We start from the raw sequence: 17,185 nt of genomic DNA, 5'->3' as shown, positions 1-17,185 counted from the left end.
AGACGCCAGCTACTCCTACGCTTGATGTGTCCGTCGCACTGCGTCGGCATTCAATGGAATGATTCAGCACGTAGTACGAGGGCCGATCATGAATGGTTCACGGGGTGTATTTTACGGCGCACACCTGCGTCCGCAGCGTCAGTCGTTGGCTTTGGAGCCAAGGATCCTGTTCGATGGTGCTGCAGCCTCAGCGACGGTCGAGCAGCATCACACTGATCCTGCCGCCCAGCCGGCTGCGGTAGAGGCTCAAGTCCCTCACGCAACGCCCACTGAAGGCCGGGCCGATACCGAGCAAGCACCGTCTGCAGCGCGCAGTTTGTTGGTGATCGACAGCCGCATTGAAAATAGGGATCAACTGGTCGCGCAGTTGCCGGACAATGTCACAGCGATTGTGGTGAATGTCGGCGAAGACGGTCTGGCGGCGATCTCTGCGGCATTGGCACAACTGGGCAAGGTCGATTCGATCCAGATCATGTCCCATGGCGGCGCCGGACAATTCACCTTGGGTAACCGCACCGTCACCTCAGACAACATCGACTCGCTGGGCAAGACCCTCGAACAGTGGCGTAACAATCTGACCCAAGGTGCGGACATTCAGCTCTATGGTTGCGATGTGGGCGCCGGTGCGGCCGGGCAAACCCTGGTCAGCGAGCTGGCGCGCTGGACTGGCGCCGATGTCGGCGCCTCCAGCAACGACACCGGCAGCAGCAAGTCCGGCGGTGACTGGACCCTGGAAACCCGGGTTGGTGACCTCGATAAGAGCATTGCTATCAGCAGCCTCGCCATGGCCCATTTCGACGGCTTGCTGGCCGATGCGGCACCGACCGCCACGGTGTCCACGGGTGGCAGCGATGTGCTGCTCGGTGACCGCTTCACTTTTACCGTGAACTTCAGCAACACCTCGACCCAGGTGGGTTACGCGCCATTCATCAATCTGGCGATACCGGTCACCGGCAAGGATGGCGACGACGGCATCAATTTCATTTCAGCCACCTACCTGGGGCAAAACCTGATCAGTCACGTGGTGACGTTCGACGCCAACGGCAACGCTACGCATCCCTTGGCGAAAGACGCCAATGGCAACCTCCTGATCATCAACGCTGCCACCTACGGCATGCGCGCCGGCGACAAACTGGTGGTGATCGAGTTGCCCTTCGCCAGCGTCACCAACCAGCAGCCGGTGATCGGTGTGCAGGTTACCGCCAGCTTGAGCAATCTTGCCGACACGGCGTTTTCCAACGGTTCGCCTGACCTGACCATTCGCGCCAGTGGCGGCTTCGAATTCGGTAATGACGCGCTGGACAACCCGACCAATGATCCGAGCCTGATCCAGGCCGGCACCGCTGCCTTCGTCGTGCACCCGACGGTGATCACCGTCAGCGAAACCATCAATACTCCAGAAGGTGAAACTGCCACCGGCCCCAACTATGTGCGGACGCTAACCCTGTCGGCGACGCCCGCGCCCGGCCAGACGCTGACCAACGTCGTCGTTACTCAGCCCCTGCCAGACAATATTCAGGTCAACTCGATTACCCCCGGCGCTGGAGGCCGGCTGACCTCGATCACACTGCACGACGGCACTGTGGTGACCAATGCGGCGCAAATCGCTGTGCTGATTGCGGCCAACGACGTTTATATCAATTCGTTCACCGTCGAGTACGCCAGCCTTTCTGGCAAGACCGACACCGTGGTTGCGTTCTACGTCCCTGAAGTCGACGCCAACGGCCAGCCCGTGATCAACCCGGTGACCGGTGACGCCGTGACCGTAACGCTTGGCCCGCCGACCGCTTCCGGGCAATGGGTGCCACTGGATCCGCGCGACCTCACCGCGCCGAACACCACCATTGATTTCAGCGGCACCGGCCAAGGCACGCAATTCATCGCCAAATCGATCACGCTGCTGAAAACCGCGACGATGCAGACCGACATCGGCCACAGCGGCATCAGCCCCGGCGACACCCTGCAATACACCCTGAACCTGGCAATTTCCGACTACTTTGCCTTCGGCAAGGACTTTTTCAATGAGGGCCAACTGGTCATCCGCGACCAGCTCAGCGATGGTCAGATCTTCAGCGGCACGCCGACCCTGACGGTGACCATCAACGGCGTCGCGCAGACCATTACTCTGGTCACCAGCGTGGTGAACAACGCCGATGGCAGCACGTCAATGGTGTTCGACATTGCCCAGTCGCTGCGTAATGCATTCAACAACATTCGCGGCTGGCTCAACGGTGACCTGGCCTTTGACGACACGTTGCAGGGCGCCGTGGTTGCGGTGTTGAGCTATTCCGCCGTCGTCGGCCAGACCTACAAGCCGCCTTCAGGCAACCCGCATCCGGACATCAACGAAGGTGACGAACTGGGCAACACCGCTACCGTGGACGGCACGCTATTGGTCGATCGTTTCAACCTGACGGGCGAGAGTGAAACCGACGGCTCCGCCACCACCAGCGTTATTCCCACCAGCAATGTCGATATCAGTCTGGTCGAGGTCAATAACGGCGCACCGCCGGGCAACGGAGAACTGCGCCCCGGCGATGAAGTGACCTTCGAGCTGAGTTACGACCTGGTCACCGGCGATTACGAGCAGTTCAAACTCACCGCGTACCTGCCGCTGCCGTTATTCAACGTCAGCGCGATTACCTGGGGCTCGGGCAGTGATGTCGGCCAATGGGAGCTGGGCGCAGGCAATACCAATGCCGGTGGCGTGGTCAGCGTCACCAGCGCCGACGGCAATTCGGTGGTGTTCGATTTCGGCAGCTTTGCCACCAACACCACCACCGGCAGCCGCATCGTTATTCGCTTCACGGTCAGGGTCGGGGACCAGCCGTTTGCCGACCAGCGTTCGCTTGACGTCCTCGCGCAATCGAGCCAGCAGACCACCCTCACCGACCGCACGCTGATTTCCTCTGACGTCGTTGCGATCGTGTCGGTCGCCGAACCGGTGCTCAATATCAAGCACGGCGTGGTGTCCGGCTCCAACGGCACGGTGACCGGTACTTCCGGTAGCTGGAATCCGCCAGGGACCGCGGGCAAACCGTTCAACGGCAGTGTCACCGACCTCTCGGCAGTCGACGGCAACATCAGCAATATCGACGGCGCCGACCGTTTGCGTTTGGTCACGGCCATTGAGAACAGCGGTGGTGGCGGCGCGTTTGACGTCAGCACCAGCATCACCCTGCCCTCTGGCTTGAGCTTCGTCGGTGGCAGTCTGGCGGCGGCCAACCTGCAGATTTATCGCGGCGACGGCACCTTGTTGGTGCTCGGTACCGACTACAGCGTCAGCGGCAATCAGATCACCTTCCTTGACGCCGGCGGCCAAGCCAGTCTGTTGGCAGGGCGCAGCGGTACGGCAGCCGATACCAGCGGTGCCAACGTTGTGATAATCAGTTATGACGTAGTGGTCAGTGCGACGATCGAGGCCAGCCGTAGCCTGCAATCCACCGCCACTCTGAGCAATTACGCCAGCGTCAACGGCGGCAGCGATTTCACCCCCACCGACCTCACAGACCTGGCCAGCCAGCAGATTGCCGCGCCGGTCATTAGCAAGGTCTTTGCCGACGGTACACTGGACAATGGCGACTCCAGCGCCAGTCACACCAACGGCAGCGATCTGGTGGTCGGCGAAAGCATGCGCTACGACATCGTGATCACCTTGCCCGAAGGGACCACACAAAACCTGCGCATCGAAGACCTGATCCCGCCGGGGATGCGTCTGGACACCAGTTTCAACGGTGGCCTCGGCTATCAGATCATCACCACCCGCGCCGGCAGTGGCGCTCTCGGCGCGGATTTCGCTGGAAGCGTACTGGTTAGCGGTTTCGCCGGGATTGGCGGCGCACTGGGGGGCGACGGTGTGGATGGGCGTTGGACCTTCAGCGTCTCGAGCGTGTCAACGGACAACCAGACCGGTAACAACACCTTCGTGATTCGTCTGCAACTGGTGGCCAGCAACGTCATTGCCAACCAGGCCAACGTCTCACTGCAGAACAACGCACAACTGATTTTCAGTGACCCGGATGGTGACACGCCAAACGGTACCGTCGCGCTGGACCGCAACGTTGCCCTGAGCGGCGGTCAGCCCACCGTGACCCTGCGCGAACCGACACTGCAGATCAATCAGGTCATCACCTCGACTTCGGGTCTGGGCGGTTATGACCAGGGCGATACGGTGACTTTCAATATCACCCTTAGCAACGGCAACGGCAGCACCGACTTCAGTGCGTTCGACATCACTTTCCTCGACACCCTGCCGACCCAACTCAGCAACGTCACGCTGGTCGGCGTGCTGTATCAGAACGGTGCGACCAACAACGGCGGTGTTGCCTTCGAAATCGTCGGCGGCCAGTTGCGCACCGCCAGCGGCGCCAATATCGATATTGCCAAGGGCGGCAGCATCGTTTTGCAGCTTAGCGGCATCGTCAACGCCAGCGCTGCGGCCCTGTCGAATATTGCCAACGTGGCGAGCGTGCAATGGACCAGCCTCGACGGTGGCAATAGTGGCGAACGAACCGGCGTCGACGGCGCGCTCAATGGCGGCACCCTCAATGATTACCGCAACCTGTCGACTCTGCTGATTCCCGTGGCGCAGGCCATTCAGATCTCCCGTGTCGGCGGTTTGCCAGACACCGCCGCGCCCTCGCCCACCACCGCTGCCATCGAACAGGTGACCGTCGGCGAAGTGATCCGCTACCGCGTGGTGGTGCTGGTGCCAGAAGGCAACAACCCCAACTATCAAGTGCAGATCACCCTGGCCAACGGCTTGCAGTTCATCTCGCCGGACGCGCTGGTCAATGCCTTGCGCATCGCGTTCATCTCCAACGGAGGGCTGATCAGTGATGCCAACCTGATCGTCGGTGGCACGCTGAACATCGACGGCAACGAAAACAGCCCCGAAGCCCTGCCGATCACCGCCGACCTGTCAGGTCTGGCGCCGCAAGGCATTTTCGACCCGAGTCGGCTGTCCGTCGTCACCAACCCCGATGGCACCCAGGTAGTGACTTTCAATCTCGGTAACGTGGTCAACGGAAATGGAAACGACGATGATCTGGAAGGCATCTCGATCGAATTCAACGTGCGCGTAACCAACATCGCCGCCAACATTGCCGGCGCGCAACTGGCGGTGACTGCAAGGGAAATCGTCAACGGTGCCGGGCGTGCGGTCAGTGACACGGTGTTCGAACGTGTGGTCGAGCCGAGCTTCAGCGGCCTCGACAAGCAGATTGTCGCGTTCAACCCCAATCCCGCCGGAAGCACCGGCAACGCTACCGTGCAACTGAGCTTTATCCAGAACGGTGGTCTGCCGGCGTTCGATGCGCGCGTCAGCGACGGCTTTGCCGGCGGCAGCAATTACACCTTGCTCAGCGTCAGCATCAACGGCGTCAGTTACGGCCCGGGCAACCTGCCGGCGGGGATCAGCTTCAGTACCAGCGGCGGTTTGAGCGTCAACTTCGATCAATTGGATGTCGGCGCGCAGATTCAGGTGCGCTATTCGGTCGATCTGCCGAACTCGAGCATTGTCGCCAGCAGCAATGCGACATTGACCTGGAGCAGCCTGCCTGAAGACTTCACCAGTTGGGGCGGCAACAGCGTCGGGGTCGATGGCACCACCACCGGTGAACGCGATGGCAGCGCCGTCGGCCCGAACCAGTACATTTTGCGCGACACCGCCGGTCTCGGCGTGATCACCGGCGCCCTGTGGAACGACACTACCAGTCCGACTGCCAGCGCTACGCCAGACGGCCCCGGTCTGGGCGGGCAAACCGTGACCCTGACCTGGGCCGGGGCCGACGGACGCCTCGACACCAGCGCCGACAACCTGCAATTCAGCACCACGACCGATGCCAACGGTCAGTACCACTTCGGCGTCTTGCCGCTGGGCGTGTTTCGTATTGACGTGCCGGCGGGGCTGGTCAGTTATCCGCAACCGGTGGGTGATCTGCGCGTACGGGTTGACAGTGATGCCGGCACCCTTGGCCAGATCACTATCACGTTGGGCGACGCCGATACGCAAAGTGCCAATGCCGGTTACGTCGAACAGAACGACGCCCCGGTCAACACCCTCCCCGGCACACAAAATGGCCAGGAAGATGTGGTGCTGGCTATCGGCGGTATCAGCGTCGCTGATCCTGATGCCGACCGTGATCCGAACGTCAACGACCGCGCCATCAGCGTTATTCTCACGGTTACTCACGGGACACTGTTCCTCAGCGCGACCGTGCCGGGTGTCACGGTCAGCGGGTCCAATACCGCGAGCATGACCCTGACCGGCAACCTCGCCGACATCAACACCGCGCTGGCTAGCCTGCGTTATCTGGGCAATACCGACTTCAATGGCACCGACACCCTGACCGTGCTGACCAACGATCGTGGCAACTACGGCGATGCCGACGGCGACGGTCTCCCGGGTACGGCCGGAGATGCGCTGACGGACACTGACAGCCTGCAAATCATCCTCGACGCGGTGAATGACAACCCAGTGGGTGTCAACGACAGCGCCACGGCGTTGGAGGCTGGCGGCACCAACAACGCCTCCGCCGGTATCGACCCACGCGGCAATGTGCTGAGCAACGACACCGACGTTGACATCGCCACCAACGCCGATCAACTGCATGTGGTGTCGGTCGGCCCTGGCGCCGGCATTCAGACGCCAGTACTCGGCGTCACCGTGATCAATGGCCTGTACGGTCAGTTGGTGATTGGCAGCAACGGCTCCTATCAATATGTCGTCGATAACAACAACGCAGCCGTGCAGGCCTTACGCGTGTCGGGCCAGACCTTGCAGGACAACTTCAATTACGTCCTCGCGGACCTTGCCGGGGCCACCTCGATAGCAACACTGACCGTCACCCTTCAAGGTGCCAACGACACGCCGCAGGGTATTGACGATGACGAAGTGGCCATCGAGGCCGGTGGGGTTAACAACGGCACGCCGGGCAGCGATGCCACCGGTAATGTGTTGAGTAATGATCAGGACGTCGACAGCGCGGCCAACGGGGAAACCCGCACCGTGACCGGTATCCGAGCGGTCGCCGAAGCCGGCGCCGGCAATTTCACTGCCGTCAGCGGCGCAACGGCCATTGCCGGGCTCTACGGCCCTTGACCATAAATCCCGATGGCACCTACAGCTATGTGGTCAACAACAGCAATGCAACAGTTCAGCGGCTCAGCGCCGGTCAACAATTGGTCGAGTTCTTCAGCTATCGCCTGACCGATACCGGCGGTCTGGATGATGTCGCGCAATTGCGCATCGTCATCCAGGGCGCCAACGACAACCCGGTGGCCAGCGATGATGCGGCGTCAGCACAAGCCGCGTCGACTAATGGCAACGCCTCGGAAAGCAATCCGAGCGGCAACGTGATTCAGTTCCCCAGCCGCCCCGGGCCAATCACCCAACCCGGTGGCAATGGTGTCGATCAGGACGTCGACGCCAATGACCGGCCGAGCAGCCAATTGCAGGTCAATGGTGTAATCAACAAAAGCGAAGCCAGTTACAACCCGGCCGTCGACGTGCTCAGTGGCGTGGCCACCGGTACCACCTCAGCCAACGGCACCGTGGTGGTCGGCCTCTACGGCACCTTGCGCATCGGCGCAGATGGCTCGTTTTTCTATGACGTCGATAGCACCAATTCGGCGGTCCAGGCCTTGGCGCCGGGGCAGACTTTGACCGAGTTTTTCACTTACCGCGTGACCGACACCACCGGCCTGACCGACACCGCGCAACTGGTGATTACCGTGCACGGCGTCAACGATCCACCGGTGGCGCAAAACGTCGTCGCTATCGCCACTGAAGCCGGCGGGATCAACAACCTGACGCCGGGCGTCAATCCTTCGGGCGACGTCACGGCCAATGACACCGATCCCGATGGCGACCCTTTGACAGTCACGCTGATCAAGTCCGGAGCGAGCGGCGATCCGGGAACACCGATCGCGGTAAATGTCGGCGGTACGGTGATTGCCGGACTGTATGGCACGCTGACGATTTTCCCCGACGGCAGTTATGTCTATGAGGTCGACAACAGCAACCCTGACGTTCAGGCCCTGCGCCGCAGCGTGGATCTGCTTTCCGAGCGTTTCACCTACACCGTCAGCGATGGCGTCGGCGCCACTCCAGAAACCGACACCGCGGAAATCATCGTGCTGATTCGCGGGCAGAACGACAACCCACGGGCCAACGACGACTCAGGCGTGGCCATTGAGGCCGGTGGTTTGAACAACAGCCAGCCCGGTCAGGATCCTGCTGGTAACGTGCTGGATAACGACAGCGACGTCGACGGCGGCGAAGTACCCGGCGACCTGCCCAATTACGATTATGGTGAAACCCGCGCTGTGTCCTCGGTGCGCACCGGTACAGAGTCCGGCACCGGAACTGCCGGCACTTTGGGCACTGAGCTGCGCGGTACATACGGCTGGCTGACACTGAATGCCGACGGCAGCTACAGCTATCGCCTCGACAACAGCATGGCCGCCGTGCAGGCCTTGCGCGCCGGCGATACGTTGCTCGATGCGTTCAGCTACGAGGTGATCGACGCCGCCGGCGCAAGCGATCGCGCGACGCTGAACATCACGATTCAGGGGCGCAATGACACCCCGATCGCCCAGAACGACAGCAACACTGCTGTTGAGGCCGGAGGCTTGAACAACACTACGCCGGGTACTGATCCGACCGGCAATGTGTTGAGCAATGACAGCGATGTCGACGGCAACGGCGAAGTGCTTAGTGTCATCGGCGTCAGTCAGGGCTCGTCGGTGGGCCTGATCGGTAGCGGTTTCAATGGCACCTATGGCGTTCTAACCCTGAATGCCGATGGCAGTTACAGCTACGTGGTCGACAACCTCAATCCGCAGGTCCAGGCACTGCGCAGCAATGCCGACACCCTCACGGAAACCTTTACCTATCGGATCCGCGACCTGGCCGGCGCCACCAGCAGCGCGACGCTGACCATCACCGTGCGCGGGGCCAACGACAATCCGATCGCCAGTGACGACAGCGCGGTGGCGGTCGAGGCCGGTGGAACGTTCAACGGCACGCCCGGGGTCAATCCAAGCGGAAATGTGCTGAACAACGACAACGATGTCGATGCCAACGACGCCAAACTGGTCACCGGTATCCGCACGGGCAACGAAGCGGCGGGTGGCGCCTTTATCAACGTCGTCGGCGCGCAAACCTTCAACGGTTTGTACGGCACCCTCACCCTCAATACCGACGGCACTTACAACTACGTGGTCAATAACAACCTCGCGGCAGTGCAGGCGCTGAAGCTCGGCGATTCGCTGGTGGAAACCTTCACCTACCGCCTGCGCGACATCGCCGGGGCCACCGACACCGCGCAACTGAGCATCCGAATCGACGGTGCCTGGGATGCGCCGGTCGCGGCCAACGATACCGTCCTGGCCGTGGCAGATAACGGCAAGGGCAACGGCGTCAACCCTAGCGGCAACGTGCTGCCCAATGACACCGACGTTGACCAGGGGGACAGCAAGACGGTCACCGGCATTCGTTTCGGCACGGAAGACGCTGGCGGCAGTCTGACCGGGGTCACGGCCGGTACCGACAACAGCAACGGCACACTGATCAATGGCCTTTACGGGCAATTGATCATCGGCGCCGATGGCAGCTTCACCTACAACCTCGACTCGAGCAATCCCGCGGTTCAGGCCCTCGGCCCGCTGCAATTTCTCAACGAGCGCTTCACCTATCAGGTCAGCGACCGTGGCGGGCAAAACGATCTGGCGGAAATCCACATCATCATTCGTGGGCGCAACCTGGCGCCGGTGGCCAATGGCGACACGGCCACCGCCATCGAAGCCGGTGGCACCAACAACGATCAACCCGGACTCAACCCCGGCGGCAATGTGCTGGACAACGATACCGACGCGGAGAGTGATCCGCTGTCGGTGATCGGCATTCACACAGGCACCGTCAGCGACATCGGTACAGTGGGCAGCGTCGGCACGTCGTTGCGCGGCTTGTATGGCGACCTGCTGATCAACGCCGACGGCAGCTACACTTACACTGTCGACAACAATCTGGCCGCCGTCCAGGCCTTGCGCCAGAGCGGCCAGACCCTGAATGAAGTATTCACCTACACCATCGTCGACCGCTGGGGCGCCACCAGCACCGCCGAATTGCGCATCACTGTCGACGGTCGCAACGACACCCCGGTCGCCACTGATGACAGCGCCACGGCGGTTGAAGCCGGGGGTGTCAACAACGGCACGCCGGGCAGCAACGCCAATGGCAACGTGCTGGACAACGACAACGACGTCGACAGCGTCGTCAATGGCGAAAGCAAACAGGTGCAAAGCGTCAGCAATCAGGCCGGTCAGTCAGCAGGTGCCGGGCAAATGCTGATCGGCCTCTATGGGCAACTGACACTGAATGCCGATGGCACCTACACCTACGTTATCGACAACAATAATCCCGTGGTGCAGGCGTTGCGCACGGCAGGTGAAACCCTCAGCGAAACCTTCACCTATCGCATGGTCGACACTGCCGGCGCGACTTCGGATGCGCGGCTGACCGTGGTTATTCAAGGCGCCAATGACGCACCGCTGGCGCAGAACGACAGCGGTTTTGCCAGCGACCAGTCTCCTGCCCCGCAAACCACCGGTAACGTGTTGCCCAATGACCGCGACGTTGACGGCAACGACATCCTGGTGGTGGTCGGGATCCGCACTGGCGCCGAGGCGGGTTCAGGGACTGCGGGTGTGATCGGCCAGTCGATCATTGGCCTCTACGGCACGCTGGTATTGAACGCCGACGGCAGCTACACCTACACCATCGATCAGAACAACCCGGCGGTGCTGGCCGCCGCCGGTCTCGGGCAGATCCTGCGGGACGTGTTCACCTACACCATCAATGACCGTAACGGCGCCAGCGATCAGGCTGAACTGACGATCACCCTCGACATCGCTACGCCGTTCATTCCGGCGCCGGGTGGCAACAACTTCGAGCGCGACCCGAACACCCTCAACCGCAACTTCCTCATCCCCGATCCACAACCGGCGGTTTTCGTCACGCCAGTGGTTGAGCGTGAGGCGCAAATCTCCGAGCTGTCGGCCTGGGGCGTCGATGGCAGCAACCTGCGTCTGGCAGCGGTCGGTGAGTTCACCAGTGAGTCGGTGGGCAATGGGCTGGGGCTGGTGCCGGGGCAATTCGTCCAGCAAGCGGTGCGTACCAGTCGCCTGGAAAGCGAACTGGATCTTCTGTGGATTCAGGGGCGTCAAGGCCGTACCGGGTTGAGTGCCGATGGGCTGTTGAGCGATCCGTCGTTGTTCACCTTGAACCCGGCGGATATGACGCACAGTCCGGCACACGCTGAAAATCAACAGGAAAAACCACGGGCCAAGGGCTTCAGCGCGCAATTGCGTGATGCAGCGCAGCGGCGCTAGCCGCAATAACGCCGCTGAACTGAAAAATTCCAAGAATGCAAAGGAATGAACATGCGTATACATGCGACCCGGCTTCTCATTACCGCCATCGCTTCTGCACTGTTGCTCAGTGCTTGCTCTTCAACGGAGCCCAAACCCTCCACCGATGAAGAAAACCGCCAGCGCATCATCGCTGACCAGTCACGCATGTATTCAGGCCAAGAGCCGGTAACCACGCCGATCACCTTTTACGAAGCGGCGGCGCGGGCGCTGAAATACAACCTGGACTACCGCCTCAAACTCATGGAAAGCGCATTGGCTTCAGACCTGCGCGATGTCTCCAGCCATGAAATGCTCCCGCGGCTGGTCGCCTCGGCCGGGTATGCCGGACGTGATAACGATTCCGGTGGCACCTCGATCGGCATCGAAGACCGCCAGGTCAGCTTGCGCCCATCGACTTCGGAAGAACGTTATCGTGAAGTCTATGGCCTGGGTTTGAGTTGGAGCCTTCTGGATTTCGGTGTTGCCTATTACCGCACACAACAGAAATCCGATCAGATCCTGATGGCTGAAGAACGCCGGCGCAAAGTCGCGCAGAACGTTCTGCAGGACGTACGCAACGCCTATTGGCGCGCACTCGGCGCCCAGCGTTTGATGCCGGAAGTCGACAAACTTCTGATGCGCACCCATACCGCCCTGACCTCGGCCCGCGAAGCCGAAACCCGTGGTTTGCTGCCGCGCCAGGAAATCCTCGCCTATCAACGCGCCCTTCTCGACTCGATCTATCTGCTGACCGTGCGCCGCCAGGATCTGGAATTCGCCCAGGCCGAGCTGTCGGCGCTGATGTCTCTGCCCCCTGGCTCGAAAATGATCCTCGCCGACATGCCCGATCCACCGCTGCCAGAAGTTCGCCAGAGCATGGCGCGGCTGGAACAGTTGTCGCTGGAAAACCGCCCGGAAATCATGGAAGAGTGGTATCGCAAACGCGTTAACCAAAAGGATCTGGAAATTGCCAAGGCGCAGCTGTGGCCCAACGTCAGCGTCGATTTTGGCTACAAGTACGACTCCAACAAGTACCTTTACAACAACGACTGGATGAGTACCGGTCTCCAAGTGTCGATGAACCTCATTCGGCTGCTGCAATTGCCGTCGTTGAACGCCGCAGAAAAATCTCAGAACGAAACCGACGACACCCGCCGAGTGGCGCTGTCGATGGCAATTCTCACGCAGGTGCGCGTCGGCACCTTGCGCTATCAACTGGCTCGTCAGGAAGTCGAGTTTGCCGAAGACAGCCTGCGCGTCGATCGCAGCCTGCTCGACTACGCACAAGCGGCGAAAACCGGCGCTTTGGGCTCGGAACTGGAAGTAATCCGCTCTGAAGGCCGTTATCTGCTCTCGCGTTATCAGCGTGAAGCGGCGTTCTCCAGTGCTCAAGCTGCATGGGGGCGGATGTACAACTCGGTTGGCCTCGACGTATTGCCCAAGGAAATCTCGCAACACGACATCAAGACACTGGCCCGGGAAATCCAACGCACCTTGAATGAACAAGAACAACAACGTCTGCTCGCTGCCACTTCGCAAGGATCGCCGAATGCGCAAAATCGCCCTTGAGGCCCGTTTTGGGGCCCTGTTGTTGGCCAGTCTCATCCTGTCCGTCCACGCTCAAGACAATGCGCAAGCCCCGGCGCTGGAAAGTGCCAGTGCGATTCGTGTACTGCTTGCCGCCGAACTGGAAACCACCCTGTCCAGCCAAATGGCCGGCACATTGGGCGAATTGAAAGCCGGTTTCGGTGAACCGGTCGCCAAGGCCGAATTGCTCGCACGCTTCAATTGCAACGAGGCCGAAGCGCGCGCGAAAGTTGCAGCGGCAGAACTGGCCATGGCCAAACAAAACCTTCAGGCCAAACAGCAATTGCGCCAGCTCAACGCGGTGGGCGATATCGAAGTTTCGATGGCCAACACCGAAGTGCAGAAGGCCGATGGCGCGCGGGCCATGGGCGCGGCTCAAAGCAGTTACTGCCAAGTGCTTGCGCCGTTTTCCGGACGTGTGGCCAAGGTTTACGTGAAACCGTATCAAACCGTCACGGCGGGCACGCCGCTGTTCGATCTGGTGAGCGATGGTGCCCTGAAAGTGCGCCTGAACGTGCCGTCCAATCTGCTCAAAGACCTCAAACCCGGCTTGCCGCTGCAAGTCAGCATCCACGAAACCGGCAAGACCTACCCGGCCCATGTCAGCGGTATCAACTCTCGGGTCGATGCGGTGGCGCAAACCGTCGAACTGGAAGCTCGGCTCGACAACAAGTACCCCGACCTGATGGCTGGCATGAGCGGCACCGCGCATTTCGACCAAGACGCACGCCCATGACGATGAATGAGCCGCTGCCGCACCCTCACCTGCTGCTCGAACTCGACGCGCTGCGAGACAAAGCCATGGCCGCCGACTCGCTGAACAACCTGGCGTTCAGCATGGCCAACGATCTCTACCCGCTGCTGCAGTTTCATCAGGCCCTGGTATTCGCCCAGCGCGAATCCTCACTGGAATTGCTCAATGTCTCGGGCTTGTCACGGCCCAGTGAGGATTCGCCGTATCTGGTCTGGCTGCGCCGCGCCAGTCGCTGGGTCGCGGCGCGGGTGCCAGACGCCGAGCCGGTATGGATCGCTCAGGACAGCGCCAATCCACCAGCAGACATTGCCGAAGGCTGGAACGAATGGTGGCCGTCAGGGCTGTGGTGCGTGCCGGTGCAGGATCGTGACAATCAACGATTGGGCCTGTTGATCATCTTGCTGGAGCAGGAACCGCCGGCCGTGTTGTGGCAACACCTCAAAGGGTTGGTGGCGACGTGGGCGTATTGCTGGTCGGCGCTGACCCGGCGCAAGCGTTTCAGTCGCTGGCGGCCGAATCGCAAGCAACTGCTGCTGGTAGCGATTGTGCTCGCTGTACTGCTGTTGTTGCCGGTGCGGCAAACGGCATTGGCACCGACGGAAATCGTCTCGCGGCAGGCGCAGATCATCAGCTCGCCGATTGATGGCGTGATCGAAAAGATTCAGGTGCGTCCGAATCAACCCGTCGATGCCGGGACAGCGCTGTTCTCGCTGGATGAAACCACCCTTCGCAGCCGCGCCGAAGTGCTCGGCAAGGAAGTCGCGGTCGCCGATGCAGAGTTGCAGGCGGCCAGCCAACGGGCGTTCGACAACCCGCAAAGCAAGAGTGAGCTAACGTTGTTGACCGGTCGCGCTCAGCAACGGCGGGCGGAACTGGCGGCGGTGCATGCGCAACTGAAACGTACGCAAGTGCTGTCTCCTCGCGGCGGTGTCGCCGTGTTCAGCGACCCCAACGACTGGCTGGGCAAACCGGTGGTGACTGGCGAACGCATCATGCAAGTGGCCGACCCGACGCAACCGGCAATGCTCCTTCAATTGGCCGTCGCCGATGCGATCGCTTTGGAACCGGGCGCCGAGGTCACCTTGTTCCTCACCGCGTACCCGCTGACGCCGCTCAAGGGGCAGATCCTCGAAACCAGTTATCAGGCGCGGCCCAGCGACGAAGGTGTGGTCGCTTATCGCCTGCTCGCCAGCATCGACGGCGCACCGGAACATGCGCGACTCGGCCTGCACGGCACGGCGAAAATCTACGGCGGGCGGGTGATGCTCGGTTATTACCTGCTGCGCCGACCGCTGGCGACGCTACGTGCCTGGAGTGGCTGGTAATGCTCGATCCGGCCGATCTGCCCGTGCCGCCCCTGCGCGAAGACTTGCGCCTGAGCGAAGCGGCCCATGGCAGCAATGGCGAACCGGCGTGGGTGATTCAGGACACGGTGATCAACCGCTTCTACCGGATTGGCTGGCTGGAATTCGAATGCCTGCTGCGCTGGGGCCAGTCGCCACGCAAAATCAGCGAGCAGATCGCTGAGGACACTGCGCTGAAACCGGATGTCGAACAGGTGCTCGACTTCCGCCAGTTTCTCGAACAACACCAGTTGTTGCGCGCCGGCCCTGCCGCGCTGGAGCGGCTGAAGAGTAAAAGCGGAGAAGGCGGTTGGCTGACGTGGCGCTGGTGGTTGCACCACTACCTGTTTTTCCGCATCCCGCTGCTGCGCCCGCAACGACCGTTGCAATACCTGGCGCGGATGCTGGGTTGGCTGTTTCATCCACTGACCGGGATTACGGTGCTGAGCCTAAGCCTGCTCGGGATCATCTTGGTGTTGCAGCAGTGGGACGTGTTCACCAGTGCCGTGGTCGAGTCGTTTTCCACCGAAGGCTTGTTCAGTTTTGCCCTGGCGCTGATCGTCGCGAAAACCCTGCATGAACTCGGCCATGCCCTGGTCGCCACGCGCCTGGGGCTGCGCGTCGGACACATGGGCATAGCGTTTGTGGTGATGTGGCCGATGCTCTACACCGACACCGGCGAGAGCTGGAAACTCGGTCGCTCGCGGCAACGCCTGGCGATTGCTTCGGCGGGGATTATTACCGAACTGTCGCTGGCCGGGTTGTCGACCCTGGGTTGGGCGTTGTGCGATCCCGGCGCGTTGCGCAATGCCCTGCTGTATCTGGCGACCACCAGCTGGCTGCTGTCACTGGCGCTGAATGCCAGTCCGTTCATGCGTTTCGACGGTTACTTCATCCTCTCCGACCTGCTGGATTTTCCCAACCTGCACGAACGCGCCTCAGCGCTTGCGCGGGTGACGCTGCGGCGCAATCTGCTGGGTTTGCAGGAAGATTGGCCAGAGACATTTCCGACCGGTCAGCGACGTTTGCTGGTGACCTTCGCGATCATTACCTGGCTGTATCGGCTGATGCTGTTTCTGGGGATAGCGCTGGCGGTCTATCTTTTTTTCTTCAAGATTTTGGGGATTTTCCTGTTCATGGTCGAACTGTCGTGGTTTATCGCGATGCCGGTAATGCGCGAGCTGGGTCATTGGTGGAAAAACCGCACGGTGATTCCGAACCGCCGCAAAGTGGCGTTTTATACCGTGCTGCTGACGATTCTGGTCGTTCTGGCGATCCCCTGGCGTACGCAGATCGATGCGGTCGGCGTGGCCCGTGCCGAACACCAGTTGCGTGTGTATGCGCCCTATCCGGCACGCCTGCAATCGATTCACCCGGACGCCCCGGTCAAGGCCGGGGAAACCCTGATCACCCTTGATGAGCCGGACATCGCCTCGCGTCTGCAAACCAGCGAAGCGAGCGCTCGTAGCTACGAGGCTCGGCTGTCTGGGCTGATCGCCGACCCCGGTGGTCTTGCTGAAGACGCCGTGACCCGCCAGCGCCTCAACGTGCAATTCGAAGAGGCCCGCGCCGCCCGCTCGGAAATCTCCCGGCTGAACTTGCAGGCACCGTTTGCCGGCGTGTGGCTGGACGTCAATCCAGACTGGAAGCCGGGGCAATGGATCGGTAGGCAGGAGCCGCTGGGCATGCTGATCGATCCGCGCAGTTGGCAGGTCGACGCGTATGTTGCACAGGATCAGGTACACCGCATATCCACCGGTGATCACGTGCGCTTTTACCCGGACGGCCAGACCACGCCGCGATTCGGTCGTGTCATGCAGATCGGCAGCACCCGTGCCAGTCAGTTGGCGCACCGAATGCTGTCTTCACGCTTCGGCGGCCCGGTGCCGACGACCAATGCCGAACACTCGCTGATTCCCAGCAGTGCGCTGTTTCAGGTGTTGATTCAACTGGACGAGCCAGTGCCGAATCTGCGCGAGACACGGGGGCATTTGAAGATCGAGGGCAAACGGCGCAGTTTGCTGGGCGACGGTGCGACCCATGTGCTGGCGGTGTTGCTGCGCGAAAGTGGTTTCTGACTTGTTCT

At 61.2% G+C, this 17,185-nt stretch carries 4 protein-coding genes and 1 pseudogene; all 5 read left to right on the top strand.

Annotated features, from left to right (window positions below; genetic code table 11):
• Positions 1–88 precede the first annotated feature (88 nt).
• The 5 genes and pseudogenes from CAF74_RS29590 (at position 89) to CAF74_RS06045 (ending at position 17,177) form a co-directional block, all read left to right on the top strand.
• Positions 89–11,394, top strand: a pseudogene (locus CAF74_RS29590) (VCBS domain-containing protein).
• A 51-nt stretch (positions 11,395–11,445) separates the two neighbouring features.
• The gene (locus CAF74_RS06060; protein ID WP_085745671.1) at positions 11,446–12,984 is read left to right on the top strand and encodes a TolC family protein; all 1,539 of its coding nucleotides are present in this window, start codon (positions 11,446–11,448) and stop codon (positions 12,982–12,984) included.
• Positions 12,965–13,738 (top strand): efflux RND transporter periplasmic adaptor subunit, encoded by a 774-nt coding sequence (locus CAF74_RS06055; RefSeq protein WP_085745670.1) that lies wholly within the window; start codon positions 12,965–12,967, stop codon positions 13,736–13,738. The genes CAF74_RS06060 and CAF74_RS06055 overlap by 20 nt, the downstream gene beginning before the upstream one ends.
• A complete protein-coding gene (locus tag CAF74_RS06050) occupies positions 13,735–15,081 on the top strand; it encodes an efflux RND transporter periplasmic adaptor subunit (protein WP_176240474.1) in 1,347 nt (448 codons plus the stop codon). Before CAF74_RS06055 ends, CAF74_RS06050 begins: the two co-directional genes overlap by 4 nt.
• Positions 15,081–17,177 carry an HlyD family efflux transporter periplasmic adaptor subunit gene (locus tag CAF74_RS06045; protein WP_085745669.1) on the top strand — a complete coding sequence of 699 codons (2,097 nt, stop codon included), beginning with the start codon at positions 15,081–15,083 and terminating at the stop codon, positions 17,175–17,177. Before CAF74_RS06050 ends, CAF74_RS06045 begins: the two co-directional genes overlap by 1 nt.
• Positions 17,178–17,185: the final 8 nt, after the last annotated feature.

The organism is Pseudomonas sp. R45(2017) (genome assembly GCF_002112305.1).
GTDB classification, from domain to species: domain Bacteria; phylum Pseudomonadota; class Gammaproteobacteria; order Pseudomonadales; family Pseudomonadaceae; genus Aquipseudomonas; species Aquipseudomonas paraglycinae.
Note: the sequence above shows the minus strand (reverse complement) of the source record. Positions and strands in the feature narration are given on the sequence as shown.

Excerpts from the sequence above, each read along its gene's own strand:
- CAF74_RS06060 (WP_085745671.1), top strand. The coding sequence starts at position 11,446 with ATGCGTATACATGCGACCCGGCTTCTCATTACCGCCATCGCTTCTGCA.
- CAF74_RS06055 (WP_085745670.1), top strand. The coding sequence starts at position 12,965 with ATGCGCAAAATCGCCCTTGAGGCCCGTTTTGGGGCCCTGTTGTTGGCC.
- CAF74_RS06050 (WP_176240474.1), top strand. The coding sequence starts at position 13,735 with ATGACGATGAATGAGCCGCTGCCGCACCCTCACCTGCTGCTCGAACTC.
- CAF74_RS06045 (WP_085745669.1), top strand. The coding sequence starts at position 15,081 with ATGCTCGATCCGGCCGATCTGCCCGTGCCGCCCCTGCGCGAAGACTTG.